The sequence below is a fragment of the Gluconobacter sp. R75690 genome (assembly GCF_015244525.1).
GTDB classification, from domain to species: Bacteria; Pseudomonadota; Alphaproteobacteria; order Acetobacterales; family Acetobacteraceae; genus Gluconobacter; species Gluconobacter potus.
The window spans coordinates 40,391-66,953 of the sequence record NZ_JABCQB010000008.1; the positions used below are offsets into that span (position 1 = coordinate 40,391).

Below are 26,563 nucleotides of genomic sequence, written 5' to 3' on the forward strand. Positions count from 1 at the left end.
TCTCAGCCATCCGGATGAATCCGGAAGAGCACGTCATGATAGCCCACGACGCTGCCATCCCCGGCCAGTGCCCGGCCGAGCGTGCCATTCGCCGTGGCCGTGACAGGAAGGCGGAGGGCACCCGCCTCGACAAATCCCACGATCTCCCCGGCTCGGACCGCCTGACTGTCGCTCAGGCCGTGTCGCCGGAAGAGGCCCATTTCGGGGCTGAGAACAGGTATGTCTTCCGACTTTGCAATTGGTGCAACAGGTTGTGCCTGAGGTATCTGGCACGGGTTCGCCGTTATGGTCAGGGCAAGCGTGCTCGTCCCGTCTTTTAGGGCGACATGACGGATATCGTGATGTCTCATCCGGCCAACCAGACCGGGGAGGTCGTTCAGAAGGTCTTCAAGAAAAGTCATGGGGTGGACTTTCGCATGAGGGCTTCGAGATAGTGCACGCTGACGCTGCCTTCGCGGACGCCGGGCTCGTTCATCAGGCGCAGATGCAGGGGCGTGGTCGTGGCGATGCCGGTGATCTGCATTTCCGAAAGGGCCGCATGCATGCGGTTGAGCGCATCCGTGCGGTCCGTGCCGTGGACGATCAGCTTGGCGATCAGGGAGTCGTAATTCGGGGGCACGACGTAGCCGTCATACAGATGCGTATCGACGCGCACGCCGGGGCCGCCAGGGGCGCGCCAGCTTGCGACTTTTCCGGGGGCCGGACGGAAGCTTTCGGGGTCTTCGGCATTGATGCGGCACTCGATGGCGTGGCCTTGCGTGCGGATATCGGCCTGTGTGAAGGAAAGCGGCTGTCCCATTGCAATGAGGAGCTGTTCGCGGACGATGTCGATGCCGGTCGTCATTTCCGTGACGGGGTGCTCGACCTGAAGGCGGGTGTTCATCTCGATGAAGGAAAATGCGCCGTCTTCGTACAGGAACTCGAACGTGCCCGCCCCCGTGTAGCCCATCAGAGTGCAGGCTTTCGCACAGCGCTCGCCCAGTTCGGCAATGGCCTGCGGGTCGATGCCTATGGCCGGGGCTTCCTCGATCAGCTTCTGGTGGCGCCGCTGGATGGAGCAGTCCCTTGCGCCGAGCCAGACGGCATTGCCCTGCCGGTCGGCCAGAACCTGGATCTCGATATGGCGGGGATGCTGGAGGAAGCGTTCGGCATAGACGGACGGGTTGCCGAAGGCTCGTCCGGCTTCTTCCCGTGCTGTTTCAATGGCATCGCGCAGATCGGCTGCGGCCATCACCACGCGCATCCCGCGCCCGCCGCCGCCGCCTGCTGCCTTGACGATCAGCGGGTAGCCGATGGCATCGCAGATGGTCTGCGCTTCGGAGAGGTCGGTCGGCAGGGCGTCTTCCGTGCCGGGAAGGCACGGGACGCCTGAGCGGCGCATCTGCTGCTTGGCGCTGATCTTGTCGCCCATCAGACGCATGATGGCGGCGGTAGGGCCTGCAAGGATGCGGCCGGACTGTTCCACGGCCTCAGCGAAATCGGCGTTTTCGGACAGGAAGCCGTAGCCGGGATGGATAATGTCGGCATGCGTGAGTTCGGCGGCCCGCAGGACGCGGGCGGCGTCCAGATAGCTGTGCGAGGCGGCGGCAGGGCCGATGCAGATCGTTTCATCCACGAGCCGCAGATGGGCGAGGCTGGCGTCGGCTTCGGAATGGATGCCGATGCTGTGTAGTCCGAGCAGACGGCAGGCCCGCGTGATGCGCAGGGCGATCTCACCGCGATTGGCAATCAGGACCCGGCGCGGCTCACGCATCGAGCGGCTCCACGGTGAAGAGGGGGGTTCCGGGGGAAACCGCGTCTGCGTTTGCGGCCAGAACAGCGAGGATGCGGCAGGGAAACTCGGCCTCGATACGCGAGAGCGTCTTCATGACTTCGAGGATATAGAGCGGCTGTCCTTCCGCCACGATGTCGCCCGGCTTGACGAAAGGCAGCGCATCCGGGGCTGGCGAGGCATAGAACTGGCCGTGCATCGGGGCTTCGATTGTCGTCTCGGCACTGGATGAGGCCGGGGCTGTTTCGGTCGCCGGAAGCGAGGGAGCTGCGACTGCTGGAGGGGTGCCGGTCGCCTGCGGGCGGCTATCCTGTTCCCCGCGCACCAGACGGATGTGCTCGCCGTCGCGGGAATAGTCGAGTTCGGTAATGCCCAGCGCCTGCATCCGGGCCATCAGGGCATCGAGGGTCTTGAGATCGGGGATCATGGGGACGGTCCGTCTTCCGGTCTGCTTCAGGTCAGGGCGCGCAGGGCAATGCCGGCGGCTTCGAAGCCCGCGCGAACCTTGCGGGCCACGTCCACGGATTCCGCGTTGTCGCCATGCACGCAGATCGTATCGATGCGTGTCGGCAGCATTTTTCCGGTGATGGTCTCGATGACGCCGTTCTGGACCATCCGCACTGCGCGGGCGGCTGCGAATTCGGCATCATGCAGGACGGCACCCGGCTCCTTGCGCGATACGAGATGCCCGTCTTCCGTATAGGCACGGTCCGCGAAAATTTCCGAAAACACAGTCAGGCCCCGCTCGCGTCCGATACGTTCAAGATGGCTCAGGGCGATGGCCATGATGGGAAGGTTCGGATCGACGGCCTTGACCGCATTGACGATGGCTTCAGCAACGGCGGGATCGCGTTCCGTCAGATTGCCCAGGGCGCCATGGGTTTTCATGTAGGTCATGCGATGACCGGAATAGGTGGCGAGCGCCTGTGCCGCGCCCATCTGGTAGGCCACGATCCGTTCGATCTGTGCGGGGGTGAAGGGCATGACGCGGCGGCCGAAGCCCCACAGGTCTGGAAAGCCGGGATGGGAGCCGACGGACACGCCCTTTTCGCGCGCGATGCGGAAGGTTTCGGCCATGACTTCCGGATCGCCGCCATGAAAGCCGCAGGCGACGTTGGCGGAGGTCACGATGTCCAGCATCGCGCTGTCATTGCCCATCGTATAATGGCCGAAGCTCTCGCCCAGATCGGCGTTCAGATCGATTGTCTTGGCGGTCATGGTGTCAGAACTCCCGGATATGAAAAACAGGATGGGGCATCAGAAAACGAGTTGCGTGCGGAGCTTCGAAATCTCCGCCGCCAGTGTCCGCAGGTCCGAGGCATCCTGACGGATGGCCTGAACTGCATCATCGCGCGTGATGTCCCGGAAATGGACCGGGGCGCCGACGACGGTCTGGGACAGCAGGCGCAGATCCGGCTCTATGACGGTGGCAATCTTGGGATAACCGCCGCAGGTATTGGCATCCATCATCTGGATGATGGGCTGCCCCGCTGGTGGAACCTGAACCGTCCCAGGCAGGATACCGTGGGAAAACAGGCTCAGAGGGCGCGTCAGTGCCAGTGCGTCCTGTCCTTCCAGACGGTATCCCATCCGGTTGGCGCTGGGCGTCAGGGTCCAGGCCACCGTCTGGAAGGTCTTCAGGCTTTCGGGTGTGAAGATGTCATGCTCGGCGGCGGGCAGGACGCGGACCTGTGTTCCCTCGGCAGAAGGAAGCGGGCAGGCACGGGAGAGGCCGTATCCTGCGGCAGGCAGGCGGATGCTGGTGGCCGTCACACAGGCAAGACGGTCTCCTTTCTGGAGCGCCCGGCCTTCAAGCCCCCCGAAACTACCCTTAAGATCTGTTGAACGCGCGCCCAGGACGGCGGGAACATCCAGACCGCCCCGCACCGTCAGATAGGCTCTGGCGCCCTGCCGTGGTGCACGGATGGTCAGTGTCTGTCCGGGGCGGGCGGTGATGGCCCAGTCACGCGGGAGTTGCAGGTCGTCCAGCGTAACGGGGCAGTCCGCCCCGGTGACGGCAAAGGACATCCCGGCGTGAAAGCGCACACGGAAGGGAAAGAACACGATTTCGATCCCCGCCGCATCCACCGGATTGTCGAGCAGCAGATTGCCGTGGCTCAGCGCCAGACGGTCCATGGCGCCCCCCTGGGCCACACCCATGGCCATCGCATGGCGGCGACCAAAATCCTGAATCGTGTTGAGGGAGGAGCCTGTCAGGATTTCGATCATGAGGCCCTCACGAAACGGACGGTGTCGCCCAGCCGCAGAAGACCGGGTTCGGGGCGGAAGGCATCAAAAAGGCAGAGATCCGTCCGCCCAAGGATATGCCAGCCCGACGGCGAGGTGCAGGGCATCATCCCGGCATGGCCGCCGCCGATGACCACGGCCCCTTTCTCGACGCGCAGGCGCGGGGAATCCCGTCGGGGAACGGCCAGCCGGGGATCAAGCCCGGTCAGGTAGACGAAGCCGGCCATGGCGCCGATGGCAGCCACGCTATAACGCCCGGCCATATGGACTTCGATGGTTTCTTCTTCCGTCAGGTTGGCGAAGCGGGCTACGAGGGCCAGATCCTCGCCAAACGTGCCACCATAAACGACGGGCACCACGATCTCGCGGGTGGGGATCTCATCGTCCGAAGCCTGCGTCCACACGTCCCGCAGCAGGTTCTCCATGGCGGCAGGATCGGTTTCGGCGGCATCGAACATGACGAGGAGGTTGTTCACACCGGGGATGGTCTGGACGATGTCCGCTCGCGCGTTCAACTCGCGGCTGGTGGCCCAGATGCGGCGTTGTGTCATGTCGTTGAAAGCGCCGTCGGCAGCATCAAGGAGAAGGCCGCCCGCGCCTGCCATATGAATGCGGGTCATGGAGTGTGATCCGGCTGGAGGCGACCATGGAACGGATGCCGTGGAAGAAGGGCCGCGGCGAGGGCGCCGCATAGGATGATCAGGCCGGTGATGTAGAAGACCCCGTGGAAATTGCCGGTGGCTTCCAGCAGATAGCCCGTCATGACGGGGGCCAGGATGCCGAGCCCGTTGGAAAAAGTCAGCGTCAGGCCAGTCACGGAGCCGAGGATTTCATCTTCTACCAACAGGTCTGCCAGAAGGGCCATATTTGCTCCCGTTCCGCCTGCCATAAAGGCCATGGATATGGCGAGGAGCGGGATAATGGTCCCCGCACTGGTGCACAGGGGCAGGAATCCCATGGACGATGCCAGTACGAGATACAGACAGACAACCTTGCGGCGGCTCCCCTGAGACAGGTCGGACCGCCGTACGAGTGTCTCGCCAATCTTTCCTGCCGTGATCGAGATGATGGCGGCGCCGACATAACAGTAGGCCGTGTAGGCTCCGGACTGCGCAAGATCCAGATGCAGTGTCTGGCGCATGATGATCGGCAGCCAGGACATCAGCAGGAAATTGGCGTAATTCGCGCAGCACTGTGCAATCACGATGCCCCAGAACGCCGGCGAGCGAAACAGGGTCGGCACGGAAATCAGGGCGAAGGGTGTGGCAGCCGGGCCGCGGGCCGGGCGGGGATGGGTCAGAAGCCAGATGGCGGACCAGACCAGCCCCAGAGCGCCCAGCAGCGAGAAAGCCGGGCGCCAGCCATAATGGGCAATGAGCCATCCCCCCGATGCGGCGCCGCAGGCCAGTCCGATGGGAATGCCGCAGATGAACGCCGTCATCATGAGGCCGCGTTCATGTAAGGGGGCCCAGGCCCGGACAACCTTGTTTCCAAGAGCGAAAGTCGGGGCTTCACCGACGCCCAGAAGGATACGGGTCGCGATGAAGGCGGGGACGGTGGCGGTCAGGCTGCCGAGGATCATGGCGATCGACCACAGTGCAACCGCTGCCGCACCGATGATGCGAACCCCGAAGCGGTCCAGAAGGATCGCTCCGGGAAGATTAAGAATGAAATAGGACCAGAGGAAGCTGGACAGGACCCAGCCCGTTTCCCCGGGTGTCAGAGCAAATTCGTGGGCAATCTGGGGCATGCCCACGGAAAGGGCAGCCCGGTCTCCGTAACAGATCACGCACATGGCGATGGTCAGGGCGTATATGACGAACCGGAAAGGCCGGCGATCTTCTGGAACCGTCTGGGAAGCTCTCTGCAAGAAATTGCGCCTTTTTCCGTTAAGTCTCAGAAGGTCAGCCCGGTCTGGATATAATACATGCCTCCGTTGAAACCGTAAGGCGAGTAGTAGGCATATTTGTATTCATTGAAGAGCGGGGCTGCCGTGGCCTTGGGAACGCGGGTCGGATATTTGTTGCCCAGGTTGTTTGCGCCTACCGTGACGCTCCATTTCGGCAGGATCTTGTAGCTGACAGACATGTTGGTCAGGAACGCCGGGCGCTGTTCCATCGGAGCCGCTGTCGGGCTTGCGAGGAAGATGATGGAACCGTAACGCTGCTCCTGCACCATGACGTTCCACTTGCCGTAGTTCCAGTTGACCGTAAGGTTCTCGCGGTTCTTGGGCGCGGAATGCAGGAGCATCTCTTCGGCATAGGTGTTGAACGTGGACAGGCCCATGTTCGCCAGAACGGAAGGGGTCTTGTTACGGCTGCGGATTTCGTTGTCGGAGTAGTTGAATGTGAAGTCGAACCGGAAGGTGCCGGCGCGTTTGGTGTGCAGCGTGTAGTTGGTGTCGACGTCGCCGCCATAGGTCTGGGTATTGACGGGGTTGGTATAGTACGACGCATAGGTGACGTTGTTCAGGCCAGAGGCGGCGAGAATGTCAGCCACGCCGGTGCCGCCCAGGGTCGTGGTGCTGGCCAGACGGTCATTGATCGCGATGTAATACAGGTTCGCGGTGACGTTCCAGTCCTTGAGGGGCGTGGCGTCGATGCCGATGCTGTAATTGCGGGAATATTCGCCCTTGATGTGTCCTGCGCCGAGCGCCTTTGCGGCGGCGCTGCTGTTGGGAAGCTGGTCCACGGCGTAGGTGGCGAAGGGCGCGTTATAGAAATAATAGGTCTGCCCCAGCGTTGGCGGACGATAGCCGGTGTTGATGCTGGCGCGGATGGCCCAGTGCTTGTTGAAGTTGTAACGCGTTCCGATCGACCCTGTGGTGACGGTGGCAAGATGGCTGTAGCTCGTGGCGCGACCACCGAGGGACCATTCCCATTTTTTCGTAACGTAGAAATCCAGGTTGACGTTGCCGTCATAGATATCACGCCCGCGGTTCGTGACGGCCAGAGGCACGTTACCGGCATGATCTGTTGCACCCAGCCCGATCCAGGAATCCTCGTCACCGCCCGTCATCTGGAAGGTGTCACGCCGATATTCGCCGCCGAAGCGCAGGGAAATCGGCTTCGGAAGCCATGACGTGTGGAAAGAGCGGGACCCGCGCAGGCCGGTGGAAAGCTCGGATGTTATGGTCTTGCCGTCATAGAAATCACGCGGGCTGGCATCACCAAGCGAGATGTTGTTGCTGTCGAGGGTCGAATAGGCCTGATCATCACGACCGTAATTGACATAGGCGTCCCAGGCGAAGCCGAACTTGCGGGCCTTGATGCCATTATCGGTTTCGAAGTCGTACTGGTCCATGCCGATATAGGGCTGGTCACCGTTGGGCCACAGATCGATATTGGTCAGGCTGTTGCCGGCGCTTCGATAGGTCTCGGCCACGTGGGCCTTGCGATGACTGAAGGTCGACGTGCTGTAGAGATCCAGATTTTCTCCCAGCGGGACCGACATGTTCTCGCTCAGGGTTTCCAGTGTGGACTTCGGAATCCCGAGGCCACGCTGCACATCGCGATTGGCTGTTTCTTCGCGGGAATCCCCTGTCGGATAAAGCTGCCCCACGAAAAGGCCGCTGCGGTTGGTGGGAAGCTGGTGGGTGACCTGCGCCGCGAGATCGAGATAGCCACCGCTTTTGCCAAGTGCTGTGGCCCAATCCGCATACCCGTTCAGCGCCTGTCCGTCGCCGGCGTAGAAGCCGCTGTTCTGGAAGTTGATGGAACCGCCATGCGTTCTCTGTTTGAGGACGATATTGACCGCACCCGCCAGTGCGTCCTGACCGTAAAGGGCCGATGCGCCTTCTGTAATGACTTCGATGTGGTCGATAGCCGAAATCGGGATCAGCGAAATATCCGTCGGCTCAGTGCCCCAGTTCGGACCCGCATTGGCATTGAAGTTTGCGCCGATATGGCGGCGATGTCCGTTGACGAGAATCAGCGTGTCATCGGCCGATTGTCCCCGAAGCTGCATGGTCTGGATAAAGCCGCTGTTGCCGACGCCGGACTGGGGCGGCGAGGTGATGGACGCGGACGCCTGGGCCAGCGCCTGCATGACGTTTGTCTGGCCGGTGGCAAGAAGCTGGCTGCCGGACACGACCGTGACCTGAGTGGTGCCGTGAACCGGCGTCGACGGGTTCATCACCGACTGCCCGGTGGGCGTCGTGCCCGTGACGCGCATTTCTTCCGGCCCGGATCGTGAGATGATTGACGTCCGGCGGGCGGCGGACAGCGTGTGGCCTGTCGTGACTTTCGGCGCGGGTGCCACCGGATGTCTGTGAGACTTCGTGGCAGAATGCGTCGGTGTTTTAGCCAGTGCGGATGAACCCGAAACGGGCGGACAAAGTGATACGAGCGTGCTCAGGGCAGCACCGCCCATCAGGAAAGCCTTGGGTCCGAAACGCTTGCTCATGGGCATCCCCTTTTCCGGCCGGGAGCGGCGGGATAGTCAGAAATATATGCTTTTCATGAGCAAATCATACATATAACGGAACGGCAACTAAAATGTTGCTTTTTGGAAATGGCTCTAAGGAATTTTTAGATTTTCCCAAGGGAAAATTATCATTTCGTCGTTGGGAAAGGGGCTCTTATCTCCGGGTATACAGGTGGGGGTATCTTGAATGGCAAAAAAAAATGTCGCATTCTTGTTGTAAGAAGAATTTTTTATGTCTGTCAGACCATGATTCCTGAACTCAGAACATTCATTATTGCAGCACAGACGGAGAGCTTTGCCTCCGCAGCCAAGGTAATCGGTCTGACCCAGTCGGCAATCAGTGCCCAGATACGTCGGCTGGAAGAAGAACTTGGCTATGATCTCTTTGAGCGTACTGGCAGGTCTGTGACGCTGACTTCTGCGGGAAACGCGATTCTGAGTCAGGTCGAGGATATTCTCTCTTCCTTCGAGGCGCTCCGAGGTTTGAGACGCCCCCCGACAGACAGCGTACCCCTGCGTATCGGAGCGATTTCCACGGTTCAGACGAGCCTGCTGGCCCCCGCCATTGCAAGGTTGCATCTGGAGCTTCCGGATCTGAAAGTCCGAATCGTTCCCGGGCTCTCAATGGTTCTTCTGGACCGTCTCGATGCAGGGGAACTGGATGCTGCACTGATCGTACGCCCGCCCTTTGGCCTGATGCCGGACATGCAGTGGCACCCTCTTGTCAGGCAGACCTATGTCATGGTGGTGCCCGCCCATACGGAGCACGAGAACTGGCGTCAGATCCTGCAGACGCAGCCTTTCATCCGGTACGATAGCCGTTCTTTCGGGGGGCGCACTCTGGACCGGTTCCTGAAAGCACAGGGAATTGCTCCGCGTCAGGTCGTTGAAACGGAAGAACTTCACACGATCCTGCAGATGGTGGCTAACAATATGGGGTGTTCGATTGTTCCCTATATTTTCGCGGTCAGCGTCGTCCCCAATATCCGCGTCCTGCCTTTAGGGGAGCACCGGATAGCCCGCGAAGTGGGGGTCATGACTCTGCGCGGTCATATGGCGGAGGGACGGGAAGCGCTGATCCGGTATTTGGATGAGGCATCCCGGGATAATGTCCCCCCTGAGCCGTGGAATTCCTGAGCTCCGTTCAGGATTCGGCCTGCCACAGAAGAACAGGAGCGTCGCTGGTCCCATCCATTTTGAGCGTGGTTCCAAAGGGAACTGACAGGGCTGCGAATTTTTCCAGGATCTGCCGTCCTTCGTCCCCGTGCGCCAGAGAGGGAACCCCGCGCACATGCGCGGCCGGGCTGAGGCTGAGCGTGATCGGATGGATTTCCAGACGCTCCAGTTTGCCATTCTCGCAGGTTCCAATCGGCATGACCGTTTCCCAGAAGCGCGTCTCGGCCGGAAAGCCCTTGGCATCGTTATTGCTGCGAGCCTTGTAGAGCTTATGAGGAGTCAGATCCGGGCTTACACGGTTCGCCAGATAGGATTCCACCGGCAGGCGTTCCACGAGCTCATTCTGGCCGATGAAATTGCCCAGACTGTAGAAAATTGGCTTGCCGTTATGGATTTCCATGCCACGCAACAGGTGCGGTCCATGACAGGCGACAATATCCGCGCCGGCATCGATTGCCTGACGCGCGGCGGTGACGAGGAAATCGGCCGGGATTTCGACATCGAGCTGGCCTTTGTCGTTATAGCCGCTTTCATGGGCATGGATGCTCAGGATCACCATGTCGGACACCATACGGGCTTCAGCGATCCAGCGTCTGATCGCCTCGATATCCGTTGCATTGGGTGTGGTAACGACTTTCGTCTCGTCGGCAGTCCGGAAATTCAGGTTCTCAAAAGCAAGGACACCTTCGGGAGCCGGAAAGCCAAAACCCAGCTGGATCTTGTCGTCCTTGACGCGCTGTAAACCAAGTTTCTGGTAGATGTTCCGAAGTGAGATCATTTCTTCTTCAGAAACATGATGCATGGTGCTGTAACGGAGTGGATTTACACCGGGGCGTCCCTGCATCATGGCAGTCTGCAGTGCCGCTTCCTGTCCTCTGGCGAAAGTGGACGTACAGGAGAGCATTGCTACTGTGCCCGTGGGGTGGGTGAAATAGGTCGGACGGCGAGCCTCTTCCAGATGGGTGCCGATGCCGGCGTAACGCAGTTTCCGGCTGTTCAGTTCTTCGAGTGTCTTGCGCAGACCCGAGATGCTGTAATCCAGGGAATGGTTGGTGGCCGCGGCAAAAAGGTCAAATCCGGCTTCGCTCAGTTCATCCAGCACCCAGGAGGAAGCTCCGAAATGGGTGCCGCCCATGTCCAGTGCCGGATCACCCGCGAAGTCATTCGGGACCAGTTCCAGATTGGTGAAGGAGACGTCGCAGGAACGGATCATGTCGAAGAGTGGAGAAATTTTGGGATCAGTTCGGCTGTTGAGTTGCCGAAAAAGAATACTGTCACCCGTGAGGCAGATTTTCATCAAAACAGTCCGGAAAAGAGATTTTTGAACGAAGACGCTCCCTGGAAGTATGGTTATGGAAGATTGATGGCCTGTCCAGTAGCGGGTTTCCCAGCAGGTGGCCTTCTCCGAAGGGGGAATATGGCCCACAGGACATCCATTCGGGCTTCAGTGATCAAGGTTGTGGCCATCATCGGGGCCTTTGAGCAGGCGGCTCGGTTCACCGGTGACACTGACGGGAATGTCTCCGTGCACCGTGATCCGGCGCAGGAGGCGGGGATGGGTGTCGAAATCGGTCGTGGCGTAATGCTGGGTGGCGCGGTTGTCCCAGATGGCGATGTCACCGGGTTTCCAGTTCCAGCGGACGGTATTGTCGATCTGCGTGATGTAGGACTGGAATATTTCCAGGAGCCGGTTGGCGTGCTGGGTGGGAATGCCGCGGATTTCCTTGAAAAAATGGCCCAGGATCAGTGTGCGTTCGCCGGTTTCGGGATGGACGCGGACCACAGGGTGTTCTGTTTCGTAAATGCGTGAAATGAAGCGGGCGCGGAAATCGGCGATTTCCTCGTTGCGGGTATCGTATTTGTAAAAATTGGTGTCGTAGTCGTTGCCATGAACCGCCCAGAGCGTGTCCGCGAGCTGTTGCAGCGAGGCGGGCAGGTCGTCGTAGGCCGTGGCGGTATTGGCCCAGAGCGTGCTGCCGCCATAGGGCGGGATCGTGATGGCGCGCAGGATCGAGGCCTTGGGATAGGCGGGAACGAACGTGACATCCGTGTGCCAGGAATCCGTGGAGCGGCCGTTGCGGGATTTCAGTTCGAATGTGTAGGGGGTGCCTTCGGCGGCGGGGATGGTCGGGTGGAGGATGGGGTCTCCGAAGATGCGGCTGAGAGTTTCATGCTGGGCGTCATCAAGGAACTGGTCGCGCAGGAAAATCACCTTGTGGCGCAGCAGGGCCTCATGGAGAAAGGCTTTGTGCTCTTCGGGCAGGGGCTTGCGGGCGTTGATGCCGTGCACGATGGCCCCGATGCGGGATGTGACCTTTTCAGTCGTGAGGCTGTCGGCGGCCGTGGGGTCGCGGGGGACTATACGCAGGGTTGTCATGAGGGGACTCCTTCGGACTGGGGGAGTGTGGTGTGGTTGCTGACGCGGCCGGGACGCGTGACGGTCGGTGGTGTGATGAAGAAGGTGAGGAGGGCGCTGGCCAGGAAAAGTGCGGCGTAGATGAGGATGATCCCCTGTGTGCCGACGGTGCCTTCGAACGCGTAAACGATGAAGGGGCCGATCCAGACGCTGCTGCCCGCGCCGAGATTCAGGAGGGACATGGCGATGCCCTTGTGGTCTGGCAGAAGGGACGGGGTCAGGGCTGAGAGTGGCACGTATCCGGCGAGCGTCATGCCGAAGATGGCGGCGGAAGTGTAGACGGTCAGAAGGCTGCTCTGGGCGTAAAGCAGAGGAATCCAGTACAGGCCGACGCAGCTCAGCGCACTGCCGATACCGCCGAACCAGATGACTGTCTGGCGCCAGGAAATATAGTCGCTGGCAAAGCCGATCAGCAGGTTGAAGACGATGTTGCTGGCGAAAATGATTTCCAGAAACCGGATCCACACGTCCTGCGACAGACCCAGACGGCCCGTGAAGAAGAACGGCATGAAGACGATCAGGCCATGCGTGGCGCTGGAATTGACCGCGCGCACGATGCACGCCAGCCCCACACCCGGATTCTGCCGGATCTGACGGACTGTTTCGCGCAGGGTAGGGCCAATGTCTTTCAGACTCCCCGTTTGTGTACGCGGGGTCGCGGGCAGCGGCAGGACGGCAAGCACGCCACCTGCTCCGACGCCGAGAAGCGCGATCCAGAGCGTAACGTATTGTCCGTAAACCGGCAGAAGGAGCTGCGCCACGATGGACCCGACCGTAGGCAGGCCGCAGGTAAAGCAGAACCAGAACAGCCCGACGGCACGGCCCAGACGGTCCTGCCGGATTGTGGTGACGAGCAGGGTCAGCAGTCCGTAGGAGAACAGCGGATAACCCGCCCCCCGCAACCCGTAGGTTAGCAGAAGAAGCGCTGGAGAGTGGGCCGGGATGGCCACGCCAAGGAACAGGAGCTGCGGGAGTATCCAGAACAGCAGGCCGGCCGTCATAACGGTCCGGCTGCCGAAAATATCGCATAGCAGTCCCGAGAACCAGGCAGCCAGCGCCGCGACCAGTCCATAGGCGGTGAAGAGAAGCGCGACGAAATGCTCCGTCTGGCCCGTCTGGACCAGGAACGGCGACAGATATCCGACTTCAACGCCATCTCCGATCATGAAGACCAGAAGCCCGGCATACTGGAGAGCAAAGCTCCGCGGCAGGCGGCTGGCGGGCAGGAGCGGACCGTTTGAAACAGAGGGGGCGGGAAACGTCGTCTGCATCTCAGAAATCCGCATGAACGGCGCCGAAATACTGGCGTGGCGCACCGAGGACGACGGACTGGTAATCGCCGGACATGGGATAGCCGTTCTGGCCCATGGTGGAGATGTATTTCACGTTCGTCAGATTATAGACGTTGAAGTCCAGCGAGAGGTGCTGGAGGAAGCCCGTATGGGACAGGCGGTGGAGCTGCTTGGTCAGGTCATAGCGGGCGCCGAAATTGGTCAGCCAGTAGGACGGGACTTTCGTGTCGCCCGTGTAGCTGAGGTTTCGCTTGCCAACATACTGGGCCTCGATATGGGCCTGAAGATCGTGCCAGGTGTAGGACAGATCAGCGTGGTACATCAGGCGCGGATAGGCCACGACCTGCTGGCCCCGGATGTTGTAGGTGACGACTGCGCCGTTGACGGTCTGGGTGATGTTGTTGTCGTAGACAGCATGGTTGTAGCTGATGCTGTTGGTCAGGCTCAGCCCCTTGACGGGGGTGAGTGTCACGGCCCCGTCCACGCCGGTCATCGTTACGCCGCCGACATTCTGGATGGTCGTGTAAGGCTGGGTTGTCGGGCCAGTGGAGATGCGCTGCAACCGGTTGGAAAAGATCGTATGGTAGCCGTAGAGCGAGCCACTGACGAGGCGGCCGGTATATCGGTAGCCACCGGCGAAATTCCAGTCGGTTTCAGGTTGCAAAGTGTTCTTCGAGGCCAGATAGGCCGCCTGTGAGGTCGAGAACGGGGATGTGCCGCTGTTGTAGCCCGAGACGGGATAGACCTTCACGTTTTCCGCAATGTCGAAATAGAGCTGATGGCCGGGAGCGAAACGCCATTCCCCGCTGAAATGCGGCAGGAAAGGTTTGCTTGATGTCAGGGAATCGCCGCCTGCGATGGCGGTGGTGCGCGTGTAGGTTTCCCAGTTGGCGAGTGCACTGACGCGGGTCGTGTTCAGGACGGAACGGAAACCGGCATGAAGCGAAATGGTGTTGGTGACGCGGTAGGTATCCTGGAAATAGGCGACGAACGTGTTGGTATTGAAGACCTGTCTGTAGCCGTCTTCGAAGGGATTCTTGAGATTGTCGAGACCGTTGACCGGCGTTGCCGTGCCATTGAGCACGTCTTCCAGCAGGGGCTCCTGATAGAGCGGTTTACTGATGTCGAAATGGGTGTTTTCGTACCAGATTCCGGCATTCAGGACGTTATGCGCGATGCGGTAGGACAGCGATGTCGTGAAGCCGAAGCGGTCCGTGTCGGGCTGCGTAACCTGATCGATCAGCGGTGCGCCGTTGGGGGATGAGATCAGCGGGCTTGCGACCGAACCGCGCTGATAGGAACGGTGTCCATATACCGTGCTCTGCCAGCGCAGGCGGTCGGTCAGGGCAAGATCGGCCGAGACGCCCCCGATATAGGAATGCTGCATCTGCGCGCCTTCGTAATAGGACGCGGTATAGGGGCTTTTGAGGTTGGCGTAGGCGGCCGGGACCTGTCCGCCAGGCAGACCACGCTGGGCCAGTGCCAGACGATAGGCTTTTTCGTAACCGCCGGGCTGACCGATGAAATTATCGATCGCGTAGCCACCGTTGTTGAACATGTCCAGGCTGTAGTCCTGGTAGTTCTGCATCTCCAGATCGGCGTAGTCGAAGAACGCCGTGATGCGGCTGTCCTGCCCGATCGGATGCAGGACCTTGGCGTTGACCTGCTGCATGAACTGGTCCTGTCCGCCGCGCCATTTGTCTGTGTCATTGCGGGCATAGGAGACATAAAAGCGCGTGCCCTGGCGGTTCAGGTCCCCGCTTTCGAGGCGCAGGAAGGTGCGGTAGGTCGAGTTGCTGCCAAAGGTCTGGTTCACGCTGGCACCGCGCTTATGGGACGGATCACGGGAGATGAACTGCACCGTGCCGCCCAGATTGGAGGTGCTGGCCACGCTTTCCGAACCCGTGGAGGCCGAGACATCCATGCGTTCGATATTTTCGGACGAAATGGCCGATGTCGGGCTCAGGCCGTTGACGTTGCTGAACTGCTGGTCCCCGAGCGGGATGCCATCCAGTGTCATGCCGATCTGGCTCTGGTCAAAGCCGTGCATCAGGAACGAATTTTCCCAAGTGTTTACGCCCTGCGGATCACCGGAATTGAACAGCACTCCGGGCAGGCGCGTCAGGGCCTTGAGCGGATTGGTTCCGGCCGCATATTCGCGGATCGTGACGGCAGAGACGGGATTGGATACCCAGTTCGCCTGCCGGTGCCCTTCCACACCGATGTTTTCGGTGCTGTGAGAGGTCAGGGCGTGTGTTTTGGCAGATGGCTTGTGAGCGGGCGTCGCCGGTGTGACGTGACGGGGCTTCTCACCGGGCTTTGTGGTCGGTGTGGTTGTTGCGGCGAAGGCATGGGTGCTGACGGAGAGCGTCAGCAGGGCAATCAGGGAAACGGAGCTGCTGGACGTGCGGATGGCAGCGCGGCTCGAAAACGGGAAAGCGGGCATGGAGAGACACTCACAAGATACAGGAAACGGGGATTTTCAGGTCTTGGGAGGATCAACAGCGCCAGGCCGGATGGTCGGCGGCCGGGTGTGCGGATGTGTTCTGCGGGAAAAGGCTTTCGCGCAGGGTTTTGCCAGGTTTGGGTTTGATGCGACCGCGCCGCTTCAGTTCCGGCAGGACGAGGCGGATGAAGTCGTTGTAGCTGTCCGGGTTGACGACCTGGATCAGGTTCAGCCCATCGGTTTCTGAATCTTCGAGCCAGCGTTCGATCTGGTCCGCGACAGTTCCGGGGCTGCCGACGAAAGTCTTGGCGCGGCCAAATCCTTCCGCGGGGCTCGTTGCTTCGGCGATGGTCCAGGACCGGCCGCTGATGGCAGGGTCGAACTGTTCGAGGACGGACTGGCTGGCTTCCGTCGGGCGATAGGTCAGGACCTCATCCGTCTGGTTCTTTGAAAAATCCACGCCCGTCATGGAGGAATAATGAATGAGCGATCCGGTCGCGTCGTAGAACGCCTTGTATTCCGCGAACTTGCGGATGGCCTCTTCTTCCGTCTCGCCCACCACGACGGCGGCAGCGCAGATGAAGCGCAGGCTTGCAGGATCGCGGCCTTCACGGGCGGCTTCTTCCCGGATGCGCCGGACGTTCTTTCGCGTCCCTTCCGCCCCGGCTCCGACAACGAAAATGACTTCCGCATGTTTGGCCGCGAAAGCGCCGCCCCGAGCGGAGGCGCCGGCCTGAAGAAGGACGGGAACACGCTGCGGGCTGGGTTCAGCGGTATGGCCATCCGGGACGCGGTAGTACTGGCCGTCATGGCGGATAGGGCGGACTTTTTCCGGGTCTGTGTAGATCCATTCGCCTGAAGCTGTCTGGCCGCGGATGACGGCGTCCTCTTCCCAGGATTTCAGCCAGAGCTTGTAGACGACATCCATGAACTCGTCGGCGCGGTCATAACGCTCATCATGCGGGATCTGATGGTCCAGCCCGAGATTGCGGGCCGCGCTTTCCTGCTGCGAGGTCACGATGTTCCAGCCCAGACGCCCCTTCGTCAGATGATCAAGGGTCGTGAGCTTGCGGGCGAGTAGATAAGGATGTTCGTAGGTCGTGGACAGCGTAATGCCGAAGCCGAGCGACGTTGTGGCAGCGGCCATGGCAGACACCAGCAGCAGCGGGTCGATCAGCGGGGACTGGATGCCGTGCTTCAGGGCGGCGTCCGGGCTGTTGCCGTAAACGTCGATCTGACCAAGCGCATCTGCGATGAACAGGGCATCAAAGCCGGCATCATCGAGCGTCCGGGCCAGCTCGGTCCAGTAGCTGATATCCTTGTAACGGTGGGTCTGGTCCGCGGGATGGCGCCACAGGCCATAATTCAGGTGCGAGACGGTGGCCATGGTGAAGCCATTGAGGATGATGTGCTGTCCCATTACGCCACTCCCACGCGCCACTGGAGTGGCGGAAGAGTGCCGTTGACAGCATAATCTCCGACGACACGCGTGCGATAGACGCGCGGGTTGTGATTGCCCAGCGTGCGGACGTTGCGCCAGTGCCGGTCCAACCCGGCGACGCGAAGGGTGGCACCGCCGCTCAGTGCATCGAACAGGGCGGTCGTGGCTTCGAGCACCAATGGCAGGATACGGTCCTGAACCTGCCAGACTTCGAGTTCGGCACGTGCAACCGTGAGGTCGAGCTCCGGAGCGGGGCTGTCCGCGACGGCCTGAATGGCGCGGGCGGCGCGTTCGACGGCAGCCCCAGCAATGTAGGCACCACTGAAGACATGCCCCACGACTTCAAGGATCTGCGGGTCTTCGGCGGGAAGGTCCGCATTGCCGTGGCTGAAGGTGCGCTTGCGGCGACGGACGGCATCCGCAACGTCTGTTGCGGCAGCGCGGGCGATGCCGGCCACTGTGGCCAGATGATAGAGCTGGAAGAAGGCCTGTGAATACGGGAAGGCCGTGTTGCCGTAGCGCAGGTCGTCTTCTTCCGTATGGACATTGCGGAAATGCGCGGTGCCGCTGGCGGTCAGTCGCTGGCCGATGCCATCCCAGTCATCGACGATCTCAAGGCCGGGATCGTTGCGCGCAGCGAGCGTCTTGACGGTCTGTCCGTCTTCGGTGGTGCCGGTGACGGTCAGCCAGTCGGCATAGAGGGAGCCAGTGGTGAAGAACTTGGAGCCGTTGATGACCCACTGGCCATCCGTCCGGGACAGGGTCGTGCTGAACAGATCGCGTTTGGAGGCCGGCCCTTCCGCGGCGGCGGCCCCTGCGGTCTGTCCGGCGCCGAGGCGGTCGAGCCATTTTGCCCGGTATGCGCCAGCGGGTTCTGACAGGAGATGCTCGACGAAGCCAAAATGGGCCCGGAGCGCCTGCGCGACGTTTGAATCGGCCGTGGCCAGCGCCGTGATGAGGGAGAACAGATCTTCAAGGCTGGCGCCCAGACCACCATGGGCGACGGGAACACGAAGGGCCGTAAAGCCACTCTCCTTAAGGAGGCGGATCTGTTCGAAAGGCAGTTCGCGGTTCAGTTCGGCGTGCAGTGCCTGCCTGCGGATCTGCTCGAAAACGGGAGTGAAGCGGTCGTGAAACGGAGTGGTTTCACGGGCATCCTGTCCCCAGAGAAGGGAAAGGTCAGGAAGCGGAGCGGATATGTAGGTCATGGTATCTGCCTGTGGCGTGCGGTCCGAACAAAGGAGATGAGAGCAGGAAGGAACCTGGCATCATCGGAGGACAGGAACAGAGCAGCGTTGCACACATAAAACTAAACCGTTTCGTTTTATTGATAATATAAGAATTATTGTAGTGATTCTTTTGTTCCGTCAACAACATAGTTATTTAGTTAAATAACTATAAAAATAAGTATTTTAAATTGGGCGTTGTGCCTCTCGCTGTATGATCGGAGCGGGCGTTCAGAAGTAGCTGAAACCGGTACGGTTCAAGGCGGGTGCAGGGCCGATACGGCATCTGCGCAGCATGGGGAGAATGTGACCTGGACCCCATTCGCAAACGCTGGCGGCAGGCGGATCATCTGTTCGTGAGTGGAAGCTGATGATCACACGTATTTTTCTGGAAAGCCCGATATGCACCTGTGCCTTGGGCTGGGCTGTATCCTGGGCAGTACTGGCCAGGCGACGGCCAGCACTATTCCCAGCACTATTCTTCGTGACGCCTGTTCAGTTCTTCGTGACGCCTGTTCAGTTGCAGGCGTGGCAGTGTTCCGGAGTGATGCTGCGCAGATAGGCTGCGAACTCGCGGAAGACCGGGGCACGGGGGTCGGAGGCGCGCCAGGTCAGGCCGATCGTACGGCGTGCTTCGGGTTCGGGCAGGCTGCGGACGGTGATCAGATCTTCGAAATCCGCGCGATTGCGGAGTGCGATCTGCGGGATGAGGGAAAAGCCCTCGCCGGCACCGATCATGTACCACAGCATCTCGAGACTGGTGGCCAGACGCTGCTCGCCTTCGCGGGGTACCGTCGGGCAGATGGACAGGGCCTGATCGCGCAGGCAGTGCCCGTCCTCAAGCAGAAGCAGGTCCGGGCGGCCGAGCTGGCTCAGGGAAAGTTTCGGTTTGTGCGCCAGTTCATGTGTGCTCGGGAAAACGGCGAGGAAGGCCTCCTCGAAAAGTGGCGCACATTCCAGCGCGTCCGACGGCGCGGGCAGCGCCATGAGGGCCACATCCAGTTCGCTGTTGCGCAGGGCGTGGACAAGCGTGTCCGTCATGTTCTCGCGCAGGCGCAGGCTGAGGGATGGATAATGTTCCCGCAGGCGGGGCAGAAGGCCGGGGATGTAATAGGGGCCGAGCGTGGGGATGACGCCGAGACGCAGGGGACCTTCCATCGGTCCGGTCTGGGCGCGGGCGACTTCGAGCAGGTTGCGGGCGGCCGCCAGAACCTCGCGGCCGAGCGCAAGGAGCCGTTCACCATCGGGCGTCGGGGCGACATGGCGCCGGGAGCGTTCGAAAAGCGTTACGTCCAGAAGCTGTTCGAGCTTGCGGACCTGTTCGGACAGTCCGGCCTGGCTGACGCCGCAGCGTTCTGCCGCGCGGGAGAAGTTGCGCAGGTCATCGACCGCAACCACATATTCGATATCGCGCAGGGACAGGCCGGAAAGGGGAACATAGCTCATGTCCCATAGATAAGACCGAATATCTCAATGGGGAAGTGCGGTTCTGCCTGTCAGGAAAAAATAGCGTTGAAACAGGCCGGCTTCAGGAAAAAGCTCCACGTTTTCTGATCGGGAGTCTTGATATCTTCATCTCGTCAATTCGGTTTTGGCGATCAGTCATATTGACAGGAACTGTTTCCTGTCCCTCTCTTTCTGTGGGACACAGAGTCCGCAACACAACTTCAACCCAAGGTCAGGAGACAGTCTGATGGTTCGCATCAACTCCCCGCTGAAGCCCTTCTCTACCGATGCTTTCCGCAACGGTGAGTTCCTCACGGTCACGGACTCCGACGTTCGCGGCAAGTGGTCCGTTTTCTTCTTCTACCCGGCTGACTTCACGTTCGTCTGCCCGACGGAACTCGAAGATCTCGCTGACAACCAGGCCGCTTTTGACAAGCTGGGCGTGGAAATCTATTCCGTCTCCACGGACAAGCATTTCACGCACAAGGCCTGGCACGACACGTCGCCGGCCATCGGCAAGATCAAGTACACGATGCTGGGTGACCCGACGGGCACGATCGCACGCAATTTTGATGTGCTGATCGAGGAAGCCGGTCTGGCCGATCGCGGCACGTTCCTGATCGATCCGGAAGGCAAGATCCAGTACATCGAGATCACCGCTGGTGGCGTTGGCCGGAGTGCTGCCGAGCTGCTCGACAAGATCCAGGCTGCCCAGTACGTCGCCACGCATCCGGGTGAAGTCTGCCCGGCCAAGTGGAAAGAAGGCGGCGAGACGCTGAAGCCGTCCCTCGACCTCGTCGGCAAGATCTGATCCGGCACCGGATCTGATGATGGTGGGGCCCTCGGGTTCCACCAGCCCCGCCTCCTTTGTGGAGGCGGCTGCACCGGACAGTCTTCCGGTTCGAATTCCAAACCCCGAAATCCGGAGAAAAACAATGCTTCAGGATGACCTGAAAACCCAGATGCGCGCCTATATGGAGTACCTGCGTGATGCGGTCGTGCTTGAGGCGACCCTTGGCACGGATGACCGCTCCAATGAGGTGCGCGGTCTGCTGGAAGATATTGCCAGCCTGTCTCCCAAGGTCACGTTCTCGGACAAGGGGCAAGGCACCCGCATCCCGTCCTTCGTGATCCGCCGGCCGGGCACGGATGTGCAGGTCTGCTTTGCCGGTCTGCCGATGGGGCACGAGTTTACGTCCCTGGTGTTGGCGCTGCTTCAGGTCAGCGGGCATCCGCCGAAAATCGAAGCGGATGTGGTTGCGCAGATCCGCGCGCTGGACGGGGACTACCATTTCGAGACGTATTTCTCCCAGTCCTGCCAGAACTGCCCGGATGTGGTGCAGGCGCTCAATGCCATGAGCGTGCTGAATCCGAAGATCCATCATACGGCCATTGATGGCGCGGATTTTCAGGATGAGGTGGAGCGCCTTGGCATCCGCTCGGTCCCGCAGGTCTATCTGAACGGTGAGCCCTTTGCGTCGGGCCGGATGGAAGTGGCGGATATCCTGGCCAAGCTGGACACGGCTTCCGTGGCCCGCTCGGCGGAGAAGCTGAATGATATGGCCCCGTTTGACGTGCTGGTGCTTGGTGCCGGGCCGGCCGGTGATGCGGCGGCGATCTATGCCGCACGAAAGGGTCTGCGCACGGGCCTCGTGGCCGAGCGGTTTGGCGGTCAGGTCATGGACACGGCCGGGATCGAGAACTTCATTTCCGTGCCGGAAACGGACGGTCCGAAACTCTCGGCAGCACTTGAGGCGCATGTGCGGCAGTATGACGTGCAGATCATTGCCTCGCAGCTGGCGGCGAAACTGATCCCGGCGGAGCAGACCGGTGGGCTGCACCAGATCGTGCTGGAAAGTGGCGCAACCCTGCGCTCGAAGACGGTCATCATTGCGACGGGTGCGCGCTGGCGGCATCTGGGTGTGCCGGGTGAGGACGAGTATCGCACCAAGGGTGTGGCGTACTGCCCGCATTGCGACGGTCCGTTCTACAAGGGGCGTCCGGTTGTGGTGACCGGCGGTGGCAATAGCGGCGTGGAAGCGGCGATCGACCTTGCGGGGATCGTCTCGCATGTCACGCTGTTGCAGCGCGGCGCGCATCTGAAAGCCGACAAGGTGCTTCAGGACCGGCTACTGAGCCTGCCGAATGTCACGGTTCTGACGAACGCCCTGACCACCAAGATCGAGGGTGACGGCAAGGAAGTGACCGGCCTGACCTATAGCGATGGCGATGGTGGGCTGCATCAGATCAAGACGGATGGCGTGTTTGTACAGATCGGTCTGCTGCCCAATACGGAATGGCTGAAGGGTACGCTGAAGCTCAGCCCGTATGGCGAGATCGTTATTGACGACCACTGCGGGACGTCTGTTCCGGGCGTGTTTGCGGCGGGCGATGCGACGACCGTGCCTTACAAGCAGATCGTCATTGCCATGGGCGAAGGCGCGAAGGCGTCCCTGTCGGCATTCGATTATCTGATCCGTCTGCCGGTGGCGGCGAAGGCGAACTGAGAAAAGAAGGATTGGGGGTTTTCGGGAGGCGGTGTAGGTCTTGCGCATGCATCCTTACCTGATCCCCCTTCTGACGTTTGCTGCCGCGGCGGCTGTTTTCACGATTACGCCGGGCCTTGATACGGCCATGACATTGCGAACGGCCACGACGTCCGGCTGGAAGGCCGGTCTGGCGGCCGTTACGGGGATCTGCCTCGGGCTGGGCATCTGGGGACTCGCGGCGGCCTTTGGGCTGACGGCGCTGCTGGCGGCCTCCGAGACGGCGTTTACGGTCGTCAAATGGGCTGGCGCGCTCTATCTCGCCTGGCTTGGGATCGGATTGATCCTGCATCCCCGGGCTTCGCTTGGGATAGCGGAGACGGTCCCGGTGCATGACGATGCCCGTGCGGCATTTCGCCGGGGCCTGCTGACCAATCTGCTCAATCCCAAGGTCGGCATTTTCTACATGACGCTCATGCCGCAGTTCATTCCGCCGCATGTGAACGTAAAGGAGTTTTCGCTCCTGCTGACGGCCATTCAGGCCATCCTGTCCTTCTCGTGGCTGGCGCTTCTCGTCGCCCTGACCGTGCCGCTGGGACGGTTTCTTTCCAGCCCCGTGGTTGTGCGGCGCATGGACAGGCTGACGGGCGGGATTTTTATCGCGTTCAGTCTCAAGCTTGCTCTCAGCCGCCGGGCCTGACGACAATAGCTCATGGCATCAGCCATCCGACGTGCCTTTCAGGCAATAATAAAGCCGCCTGGGGAGGGCCTGATCTTTTCCGACTCTCCCTTCATCCCAAACTCTGGCATGTTGCCGAGTGTGAATGGAGGGGCAGATGAAGACGGCTGTTGGGATATTGGCCCTATTGGCTTTGGCAGGAGCAGCAGAAGCCTCTCCCTCCGACCAGGATGCGCTTTCTGCTAAATTAAGCGGTGATACTACCTGCCAGGAGTTGGCGCATTTCTCTCGGGGCCACCAACCAGCTACAACGCTTCAGGTTCAGCATAACCACCAATTCTATCTCCATTTGATGGAAGATGATGGCCGTTTCCCCAAGAAATTTGCTGAAGAACACTATTGGGAAATAATATCTGATTTTCAGCAAGAATGCGCTCAACGGCCCGATGATCCCATTGGACTGGATATGAACGATATTGCTGTGAAAATGGGAGTATTCGGTAACCAATAGCGCAATTTCGACCTGTGTTCCCCGCCTTGACGGGGATGAGCTGGGGTTTGAACCGCCGCCGATTGTCCAGACGGCGTATTCCCCGCTTTTGCCGGAATTGTGGGCCATGGAGGCGCTGGTTGTTCTGAAAAAAAGAGTGTGACGCACCGGCCGGGCCTCACGGTAACCCGGCATGGCACTCCCTTCTAAAACGAGGGTGTTACGACTGTGAGAGTTTCACCGTGTCACAGTGCATCACGCTCCTGAATTGGCGGACTGGAAACATGGGGCCCACGCTTTTTCAGTCTGCTGAGGCCATTCCCCGCAGGACGTAGGGCAGGATGCCTCCGTTGCGGTAATATTCCGCCTCATCGACCGTATCGACACGGCACAGCAGCGGGACGTCCTGCGTGCTGCCATCCTGACGGGTGACCGTCATGGTCAGGGTCTGGCGTGGTGTCAGGGTTTCGATGCCGTGAATGGCGATCGTCTCCGTGCCGTCCAGTCCCAGCGTCTTGCGCGTCGTGCCTGGCTCGAAGGTCAGGGGCAGGACGCCCATGCCGACGAGGTTGGAGCGGTGGATGCGCTCGAAGCTCTCCGCGATGACGGCCTTGATGCCGAGCAGGCGGGTGCCCTTCGCGGCCCAGTCACGGGACGAGCCCATGCCGTATTCCTTGCCGCCGAACACGACGAGCGGCACGCCGTCCTGCGCATAGCGGTTGGCGGCATCGTAGATGGACATCTGCGCGCCATCGGGCTGATGCAGCGTGACGCCCCCTTCGGTCCCCGGCGCCATCTCATTGCGGATGCGGATATTGGCGAAGGTCCCCCGGACCATGACGCGGTCATTGCCGCGGCGGGAGCCGTAGGAATTGAAGTCCTTCACCGCGACCTGATGCTCCTGCAGATACACGCCCGCTGGTGACGATGGTGCAATTGCACCGGCGGGGGAGATGTGATCGGTCGTGATGTTGTCGCCCAGCAGCGCCAGAATGCGTGCGCCAGCGATGTCCTTTGTGGGGGCCGGTTCGGCGGTCAGACCGTCGAAATAGGGCGGGTTCTGCACATAAGTCGAGCCCGGCTGCCAGTCATAGGTCGCCGAAGTTCCGGCAGAGGCCAGCGCCTGCCATTCCTTCGTGCCTTCCGTGATGTGGCTGTAACGCTCGACGAACGCTTCGCGCGTGACGGCGGAGCCGACGAGTTCTGCGATCTCGTGGTTGGTCGGCCAGATATCGCGAAGGGTAACCGGCGTGCCATCGGGGCCATGTCCGAGAACAGCCGTTGTGATGTCCTCGCGCATCGTTCCCAGAAGCGCATAGGCGACGACGAGCGGCGGGCTTGCGAGATAATTGGCGCGGACGTTGGGCGAAATGCGGCCCTCGAAGTTGCGGTTGCCGGACAGGACAGACGTTGCGACCAGACCATTGCCTTCAATGGCGTCCACCAGTTCCTTCGCCAGCGGGCCGGAATTGCCGATGCAGGTCGTGCAGCCATAGCCGACCGTCTCGAAGCCCAATGCGTCCAGATCGGCGCTCAGATTGGCGCGATCCAGATAGTCTGTCACGACCTGCGAGCCCGGTGCGAGCGACGTTTTTACCCAGGGCTTCGGCATCAGGCCGAGCGCTCTGGCTTTGCGGGCCACCAGTCCGGCTGCGACCAGAACGGCCGGGTTGGACGTGTTGGTGCAGGACGTGATGGCGGCGATGACGATGGTGCCATGCCCGATCGCATAATCCGTGCCAGCGACGGGGGCGCTCTTGTGGATATCGTCCGGTTTGACGCCGAGCGTTTCCGTCAGGGCTTTTTCGAAAGCCGGGGTGGCGGCAGAGAGTTCGATCCGGTCCTGGGGGCGCTTGGGGCCGGAAATGCAGGGCGTGACTGTGCCCAGATCCAGCGTCAGAACGTCCGAGAATACTGGCTCGGGCGTGGAGGCGTCGCGGAACATGCCTTGCGCGCGCAGCCAGGCCTCCGTCAGTGCAATGCGATGCTCGTCACGGCCGGTCTGGCGCAGATAGTCGAGCGCCAGTGCATCAACCGGGAAGAAGCCGCAGGTCGCGCCATATTCCGGGGCCATGTTCGCGATGGTCGCGCGATCCGCGACCGGCAGATGATCCAGCGCCGGGCCGAAGAACTCCACGAACTTGCCGACCACGCCCTTGGCCCGCAGCATCTGCGTGACTGTCAGAACCAGATCGGTTGCGGTCGTCCCTTCCGGCAGACGTCCTTCCATCCGGAAACCCACGACATCGGGGATGAGCATGGAAATCGGCTGTCCGAGCATGGCAGCTTCGGCCTCGATTCCGCCAACGCCCCAGCCCAGAACGCCCAGACCATTGACCATGGTCGTGTGGGAATCCGTGCCATACAGCGTGTCGGGATAGGCGTAGGTGACGTCGCCGACTGTGCCCGTCCAGACCACCTGGGACAGATATTCCAGATTGACCTGATGGCAGATGCCAGCCCCTGGCGGGACGACCCGGAACTGGTCGAACGCTTCCTGACCCCAGCGCAGGAACGCATAACGCTCGCCATTGCGCTCGAATTCCAGCGAGACATTCTGCTGGAGCGCGTCCTTGCGCCCGGCGACGTCCACCATCACGGAATGATCGATCACCAGATCGACGGGGACGAGCGGATTGACCTTCTGCGGATCACCGCCGAGCGAGACGATGCCATCGCGCATGGCCGCCAGATCGACCACGGCCGGGACGCCGGTGAAGTCCTGCATCAGAATGCGGGCGGGCTTGAACGGGACTTCCTGCGTGGAGTGGGCGTTCTTCGTCCAGTCCACGATCGCCTGTGCGTCCTCGACGCGATAGGTCGAGCCATCTGTAAAGCGCAGGACGTTCTCGAGCAGCACTTTCAGGCTGACGGGCAGGCGCGAGATGTCGCCCAGTTTTTCAGCCGCGACGGGCAGGGAGAAATAGCGATAGGAGCGCCCCTCGATCGAGAGGTCGCGCTGGCAGTCCAGAAGGTCGTGTCCAACCTGTTTCATGATGGGAATGTTCCTTGGAGGGCTGTC

21 protein-coding genes are annotated in these 26,563 nt (G+C 60.9%); 5 read left to right on the plus strand and 16 right to left on the minus strand.

Going from position 1 to position 26,563, the window contains the following annotated elements; translation table 11 throughout:
- Positions 1 to 2: 2 nt before the first annotated feature.
- The 8 genes from HKD27_RS10655 to HKD27_RS10690 are packed head-to-tail and all read right to left on the minus strand — an operon-like array spanning position 3 to position 8,422.
- Positions 3 to 401: a hypothetical protein gene (locus tag HKD27_RS10655; RefSeq protein ID WP_194689564.1), complete on the minus strand. Its 399-nt coding sequence runs from the start codon at positions 399 to 401 to the stop codon at positions 3 to 5.
- Entirely contained in the window at positions 398 to 1,753 is a 1,356-nt protein-coding gene (gene accC, locus HKD27_RS10660) for an acetyl-CoA carboxylase biotin carboxylase subunit (protein ID WP_194689563.1), read from the minus strand. Before accC ends, HKD27_RS10655 begins: the two co-directional genes overlap by 4 nt.
- A complete protein-coding gene (locus tag HKD27_RS10665) occupies positions 1,746 to 2,198 on the minus strand; it encodes a biotin/lipoyl-containing protein (protein WP_194689562.1) in 453 nt (150 codons plus the stop codon). Before HKD27_RS10665 ends, accC begins: the two co-directional genes overlap by 8 nt.
- Before the next feature lie 26 nt (positions 2,199 to 2,224).
- Positions 2,225 to 2,989 carry a LamB/YcsF family protein gene (locus HKD27_RS10670; protein ID WP_194689561.1) on the minus strand — a complete coding sequence of 255 codons (765 nt, stop codon included), beginning with the start codon at positions 2,987 to 2,989 and terminating at the stop codon, positions 2,225 to 2,227.
- 39 nt (positions 2,990 to 3,028) lie between these two features.
- Positions 3,029 to 4,000 (minus strand): biotin-dependent carboxyltransferase family protein, encoded by a 972-nt coding sequence (locus tag HKD27_RS10675; RefSeq protein ID WP_194689560.1) that lies wholly within the window; start codon positions 3,998 to 4,000, stop codon positions 3,029 to 3,031.
- Entirely contained in the window at positions 3,997 to 4,638 is a 642-nt protein-coding gene (gene pxpB, locus HKD27_RS10680; RefSeq protein ID WP_194689559.1) for a 5-oxoprolinase subunit PxpB, read from the minus strand. The genes HKD27_RS10675 and pxpB overlap by 4 nt, the downstream gene beginning before the upstream one ends.
- Positions 4,635 to 5,888, minus strand: coding sequence for an MFS transporter (locus tag HKD27_RS10685; protein WP_194689558.1), 1,254 nt, complete (start codon positions 5,886 to 5,888; stop codon positions 4,635 to 4,637). The genes pxpB and HKD27_RS10685 overlap by 4 nt, the downstream gene beginning before the upstream one ends.
- A 26-nt stretch (positions 5,889 to 5,914) precedes the next feature.
- Complete coding sequence (locus HKD27_RS10690) at positions 5,915 to 8,422, minus strand: TonB-dependent siderophore receptor (RefSeq protein WP_194689557.1); 2,508 nt, start codon at positions 8,420 to 8,422, stop codon at positions 5,915 to 5,917.
- Between the two features lie 267 nt (positions 8,423 to 8,689).
- Here HKD27_RS10690 and HKD27_RS10695 point away from each other — a divergent pair, with 267 nt between their 5' ends.
- Positions 8,690 to 9,580 (plus strand): LysR substrate-binding domain-containing protein, encoded by an 891-nt coding sequence (locus HKD27_RS10695; protein WP_062495557.1) that lies wholly within the window; start codon positions 8,690 to 8,692, stop codon positions 9,578 to 9,580.
- Positions 9,581 to 9,587: 7 nt separating this feature from the next.
- Here the strand turns inward: HKD27_RS10695 and HKD27_RS10700 are convergent, their stop codons facing one another.
- The 7 genes from HKD27_RS10700 to HKD27_RS10730 all read right to left on the minus strand — a co-directional run bounded on the left by HKD27_RS10700 (position 9,588) and on the right by HKD27_RS10730 (position 19,886).
- Positions 9,588 to 10,916, minus strand: coding sequence for a CapA family protein (locus HKD27_RS10700; protein WP_194689556.1), 1,329 nt, complete (start codon positions 10,914 to 10,916; stop codon positions 9,588 to 9,590).
- Positions 10,917 to 11,063: 147 nt separating this feature from the next.
- Positions 11,064 to 11,996 (minus strand): TauD/TfdA family dioxygenase, encoded by a 933-nt coding sequence (locus HKD27_RS10705; RefSeq protein WP_194689555.1) that lies wholly within the window; start codon positions 11,994 to 11,996, stop codon positions 11,064 to 11,066.
- Complete coding sequence (locus HKD27_RS10710) at positions 11,993 to 13,306, minus strand: MFS transporter (protein WP_194689554.1); 1,314 nt, start codon at positions 13,304 to 13,306, stop codon at positions 11,993 to 11,995. The genes HKD27_RS10705 and HKD27_RS10710 overlap by 4 nt, the downstream gene beginning before the upstream one ends.
- Position 13,307: 1 nt before the next feature.
- Positions 13,308 to 15,773: a TonB-dependent receptor gene (locus HKD27_RS10715; protein ID WP_194689553.1), complete on the minus strand. Its 2,466-nt coding sequence runs from the start codon at positions 15,771 to 15,773 to the stop codon at positions 13,308 to 13,310.
- Positions 15,774 to 15,825: 52 nt separating this feature from the next.
- Positions 15,826 to 17,193, minus strand: coding sequence for an LLM class flavin-dependent oxidoreductase (locus tag HKD27_RS10720; protein ID WP_194689552.1), 1,368 nt, complete (start codon positions 17,191 to 17,193; stop codon positions 15,826 to 15,828).
- Positions 17,193 to 18,422, minus strand: a complete 1,230-nt coding sequence (locus HKD27_RS10725; protein WP_062495473.1) for an acyl-CoA dehydrogenase family protein — start codon at positions 18,420 to 18,422, stop codon at positions 17,193 to 17,195. Before HKD27_RS10725 ends, HKD27_RS10720 begins: the two co-directional genes overlap by 1 nt.
- 534 nt (positions 18,423 to 18,956) lie before the next feature.
- Positions 18,957 to 19,886, minus strand: a complete 930-nt coding sequence (locus HKD27_RS10730; RefSeq protein ID WP_194689551.1) for a hydrogen peroxide-inducible genes activator — start codon at positions 19,884 to 19,886, stop codon at positions 18,957 to 18,959.
- Positions 19,887 to 20,133: 247 nt separating this feature from the next.
- On the opposite strand from HKD27_RS10730, the gene ahpC reads away from it, so the two are divergent.
- From ahpC to HKD27_RS10750, 4 genes are all read left to right on the plus strand, one after another.
- Positions 20,134 to 20,697, plus strand: a complete 564-nt coding sequence (gene ahpC / locus HKD27_RS10735) for an alkyl hydroperoxide reductase subunit C (protein WP_011252874.1) — start codon at positions 20,134 to 20,136, stop codon at positions 20,695 to 20,697.
- 124 nt (positions 20,698 to 20,821) lie between these two features.
- Positions 20,822 to 22,393 (plus strand): alkyl hydroperoxide reductase subunit F, encoded by a 1,572-nt coding sequence (ahpF, locus tag HKD27_RS10740; protein ID WP_194689550.1) that lies wholly within the window; start codon positions 20,822 to 20,824, stop codon positions 22,391 to 22,393.
- A gap of 46 nt (positions 22,394 to 22,439) precedes the next feature.
- Positions 22,440 to 23,072 carry a LysE family translocator gene (locus HKD27_RS10745; RefSeq protein WP_194689549.1) on the plus strand — a complete coding sequence of 211 codons (633 nt, stop codon included), beginning with the start codon at positions 22,440 to 22,442 and terminating at the stop codon, positions 23,070 to 23,072.
- A 136-nt stretch (positions 23,073 to 23,208) separates the two neighbouring features.
- Positions 23,209 to 23,562, plus strand: a complete 354-nt coding sequence (locus HKD27_RS10750; RefSeq protein ID WP_194689548.1) for a hypothetical protein — start codon at positions 23,209 to 23,211, stop codon at positions 23,560 to 23,562.
- Between the two features lie 280 nt (positions 23,563 to 23,842).
- Here the strand turns inward: HKD27_RS10750 and acnA are convergent, their stop codons facing one another.
- A complete protein-coding gene (gene acnA, locus HKD27_RS10755; protein WP_194689547.1) occupies positions 23,843 to 26,536 on the minus strand; it encodes an aconitate hydratase AcnA in 2,694 nt (897 codons plus the stop codon).
- Between the last annotated feature and the right edge of the window lie 27 nt (positions 26,537 to 26,563).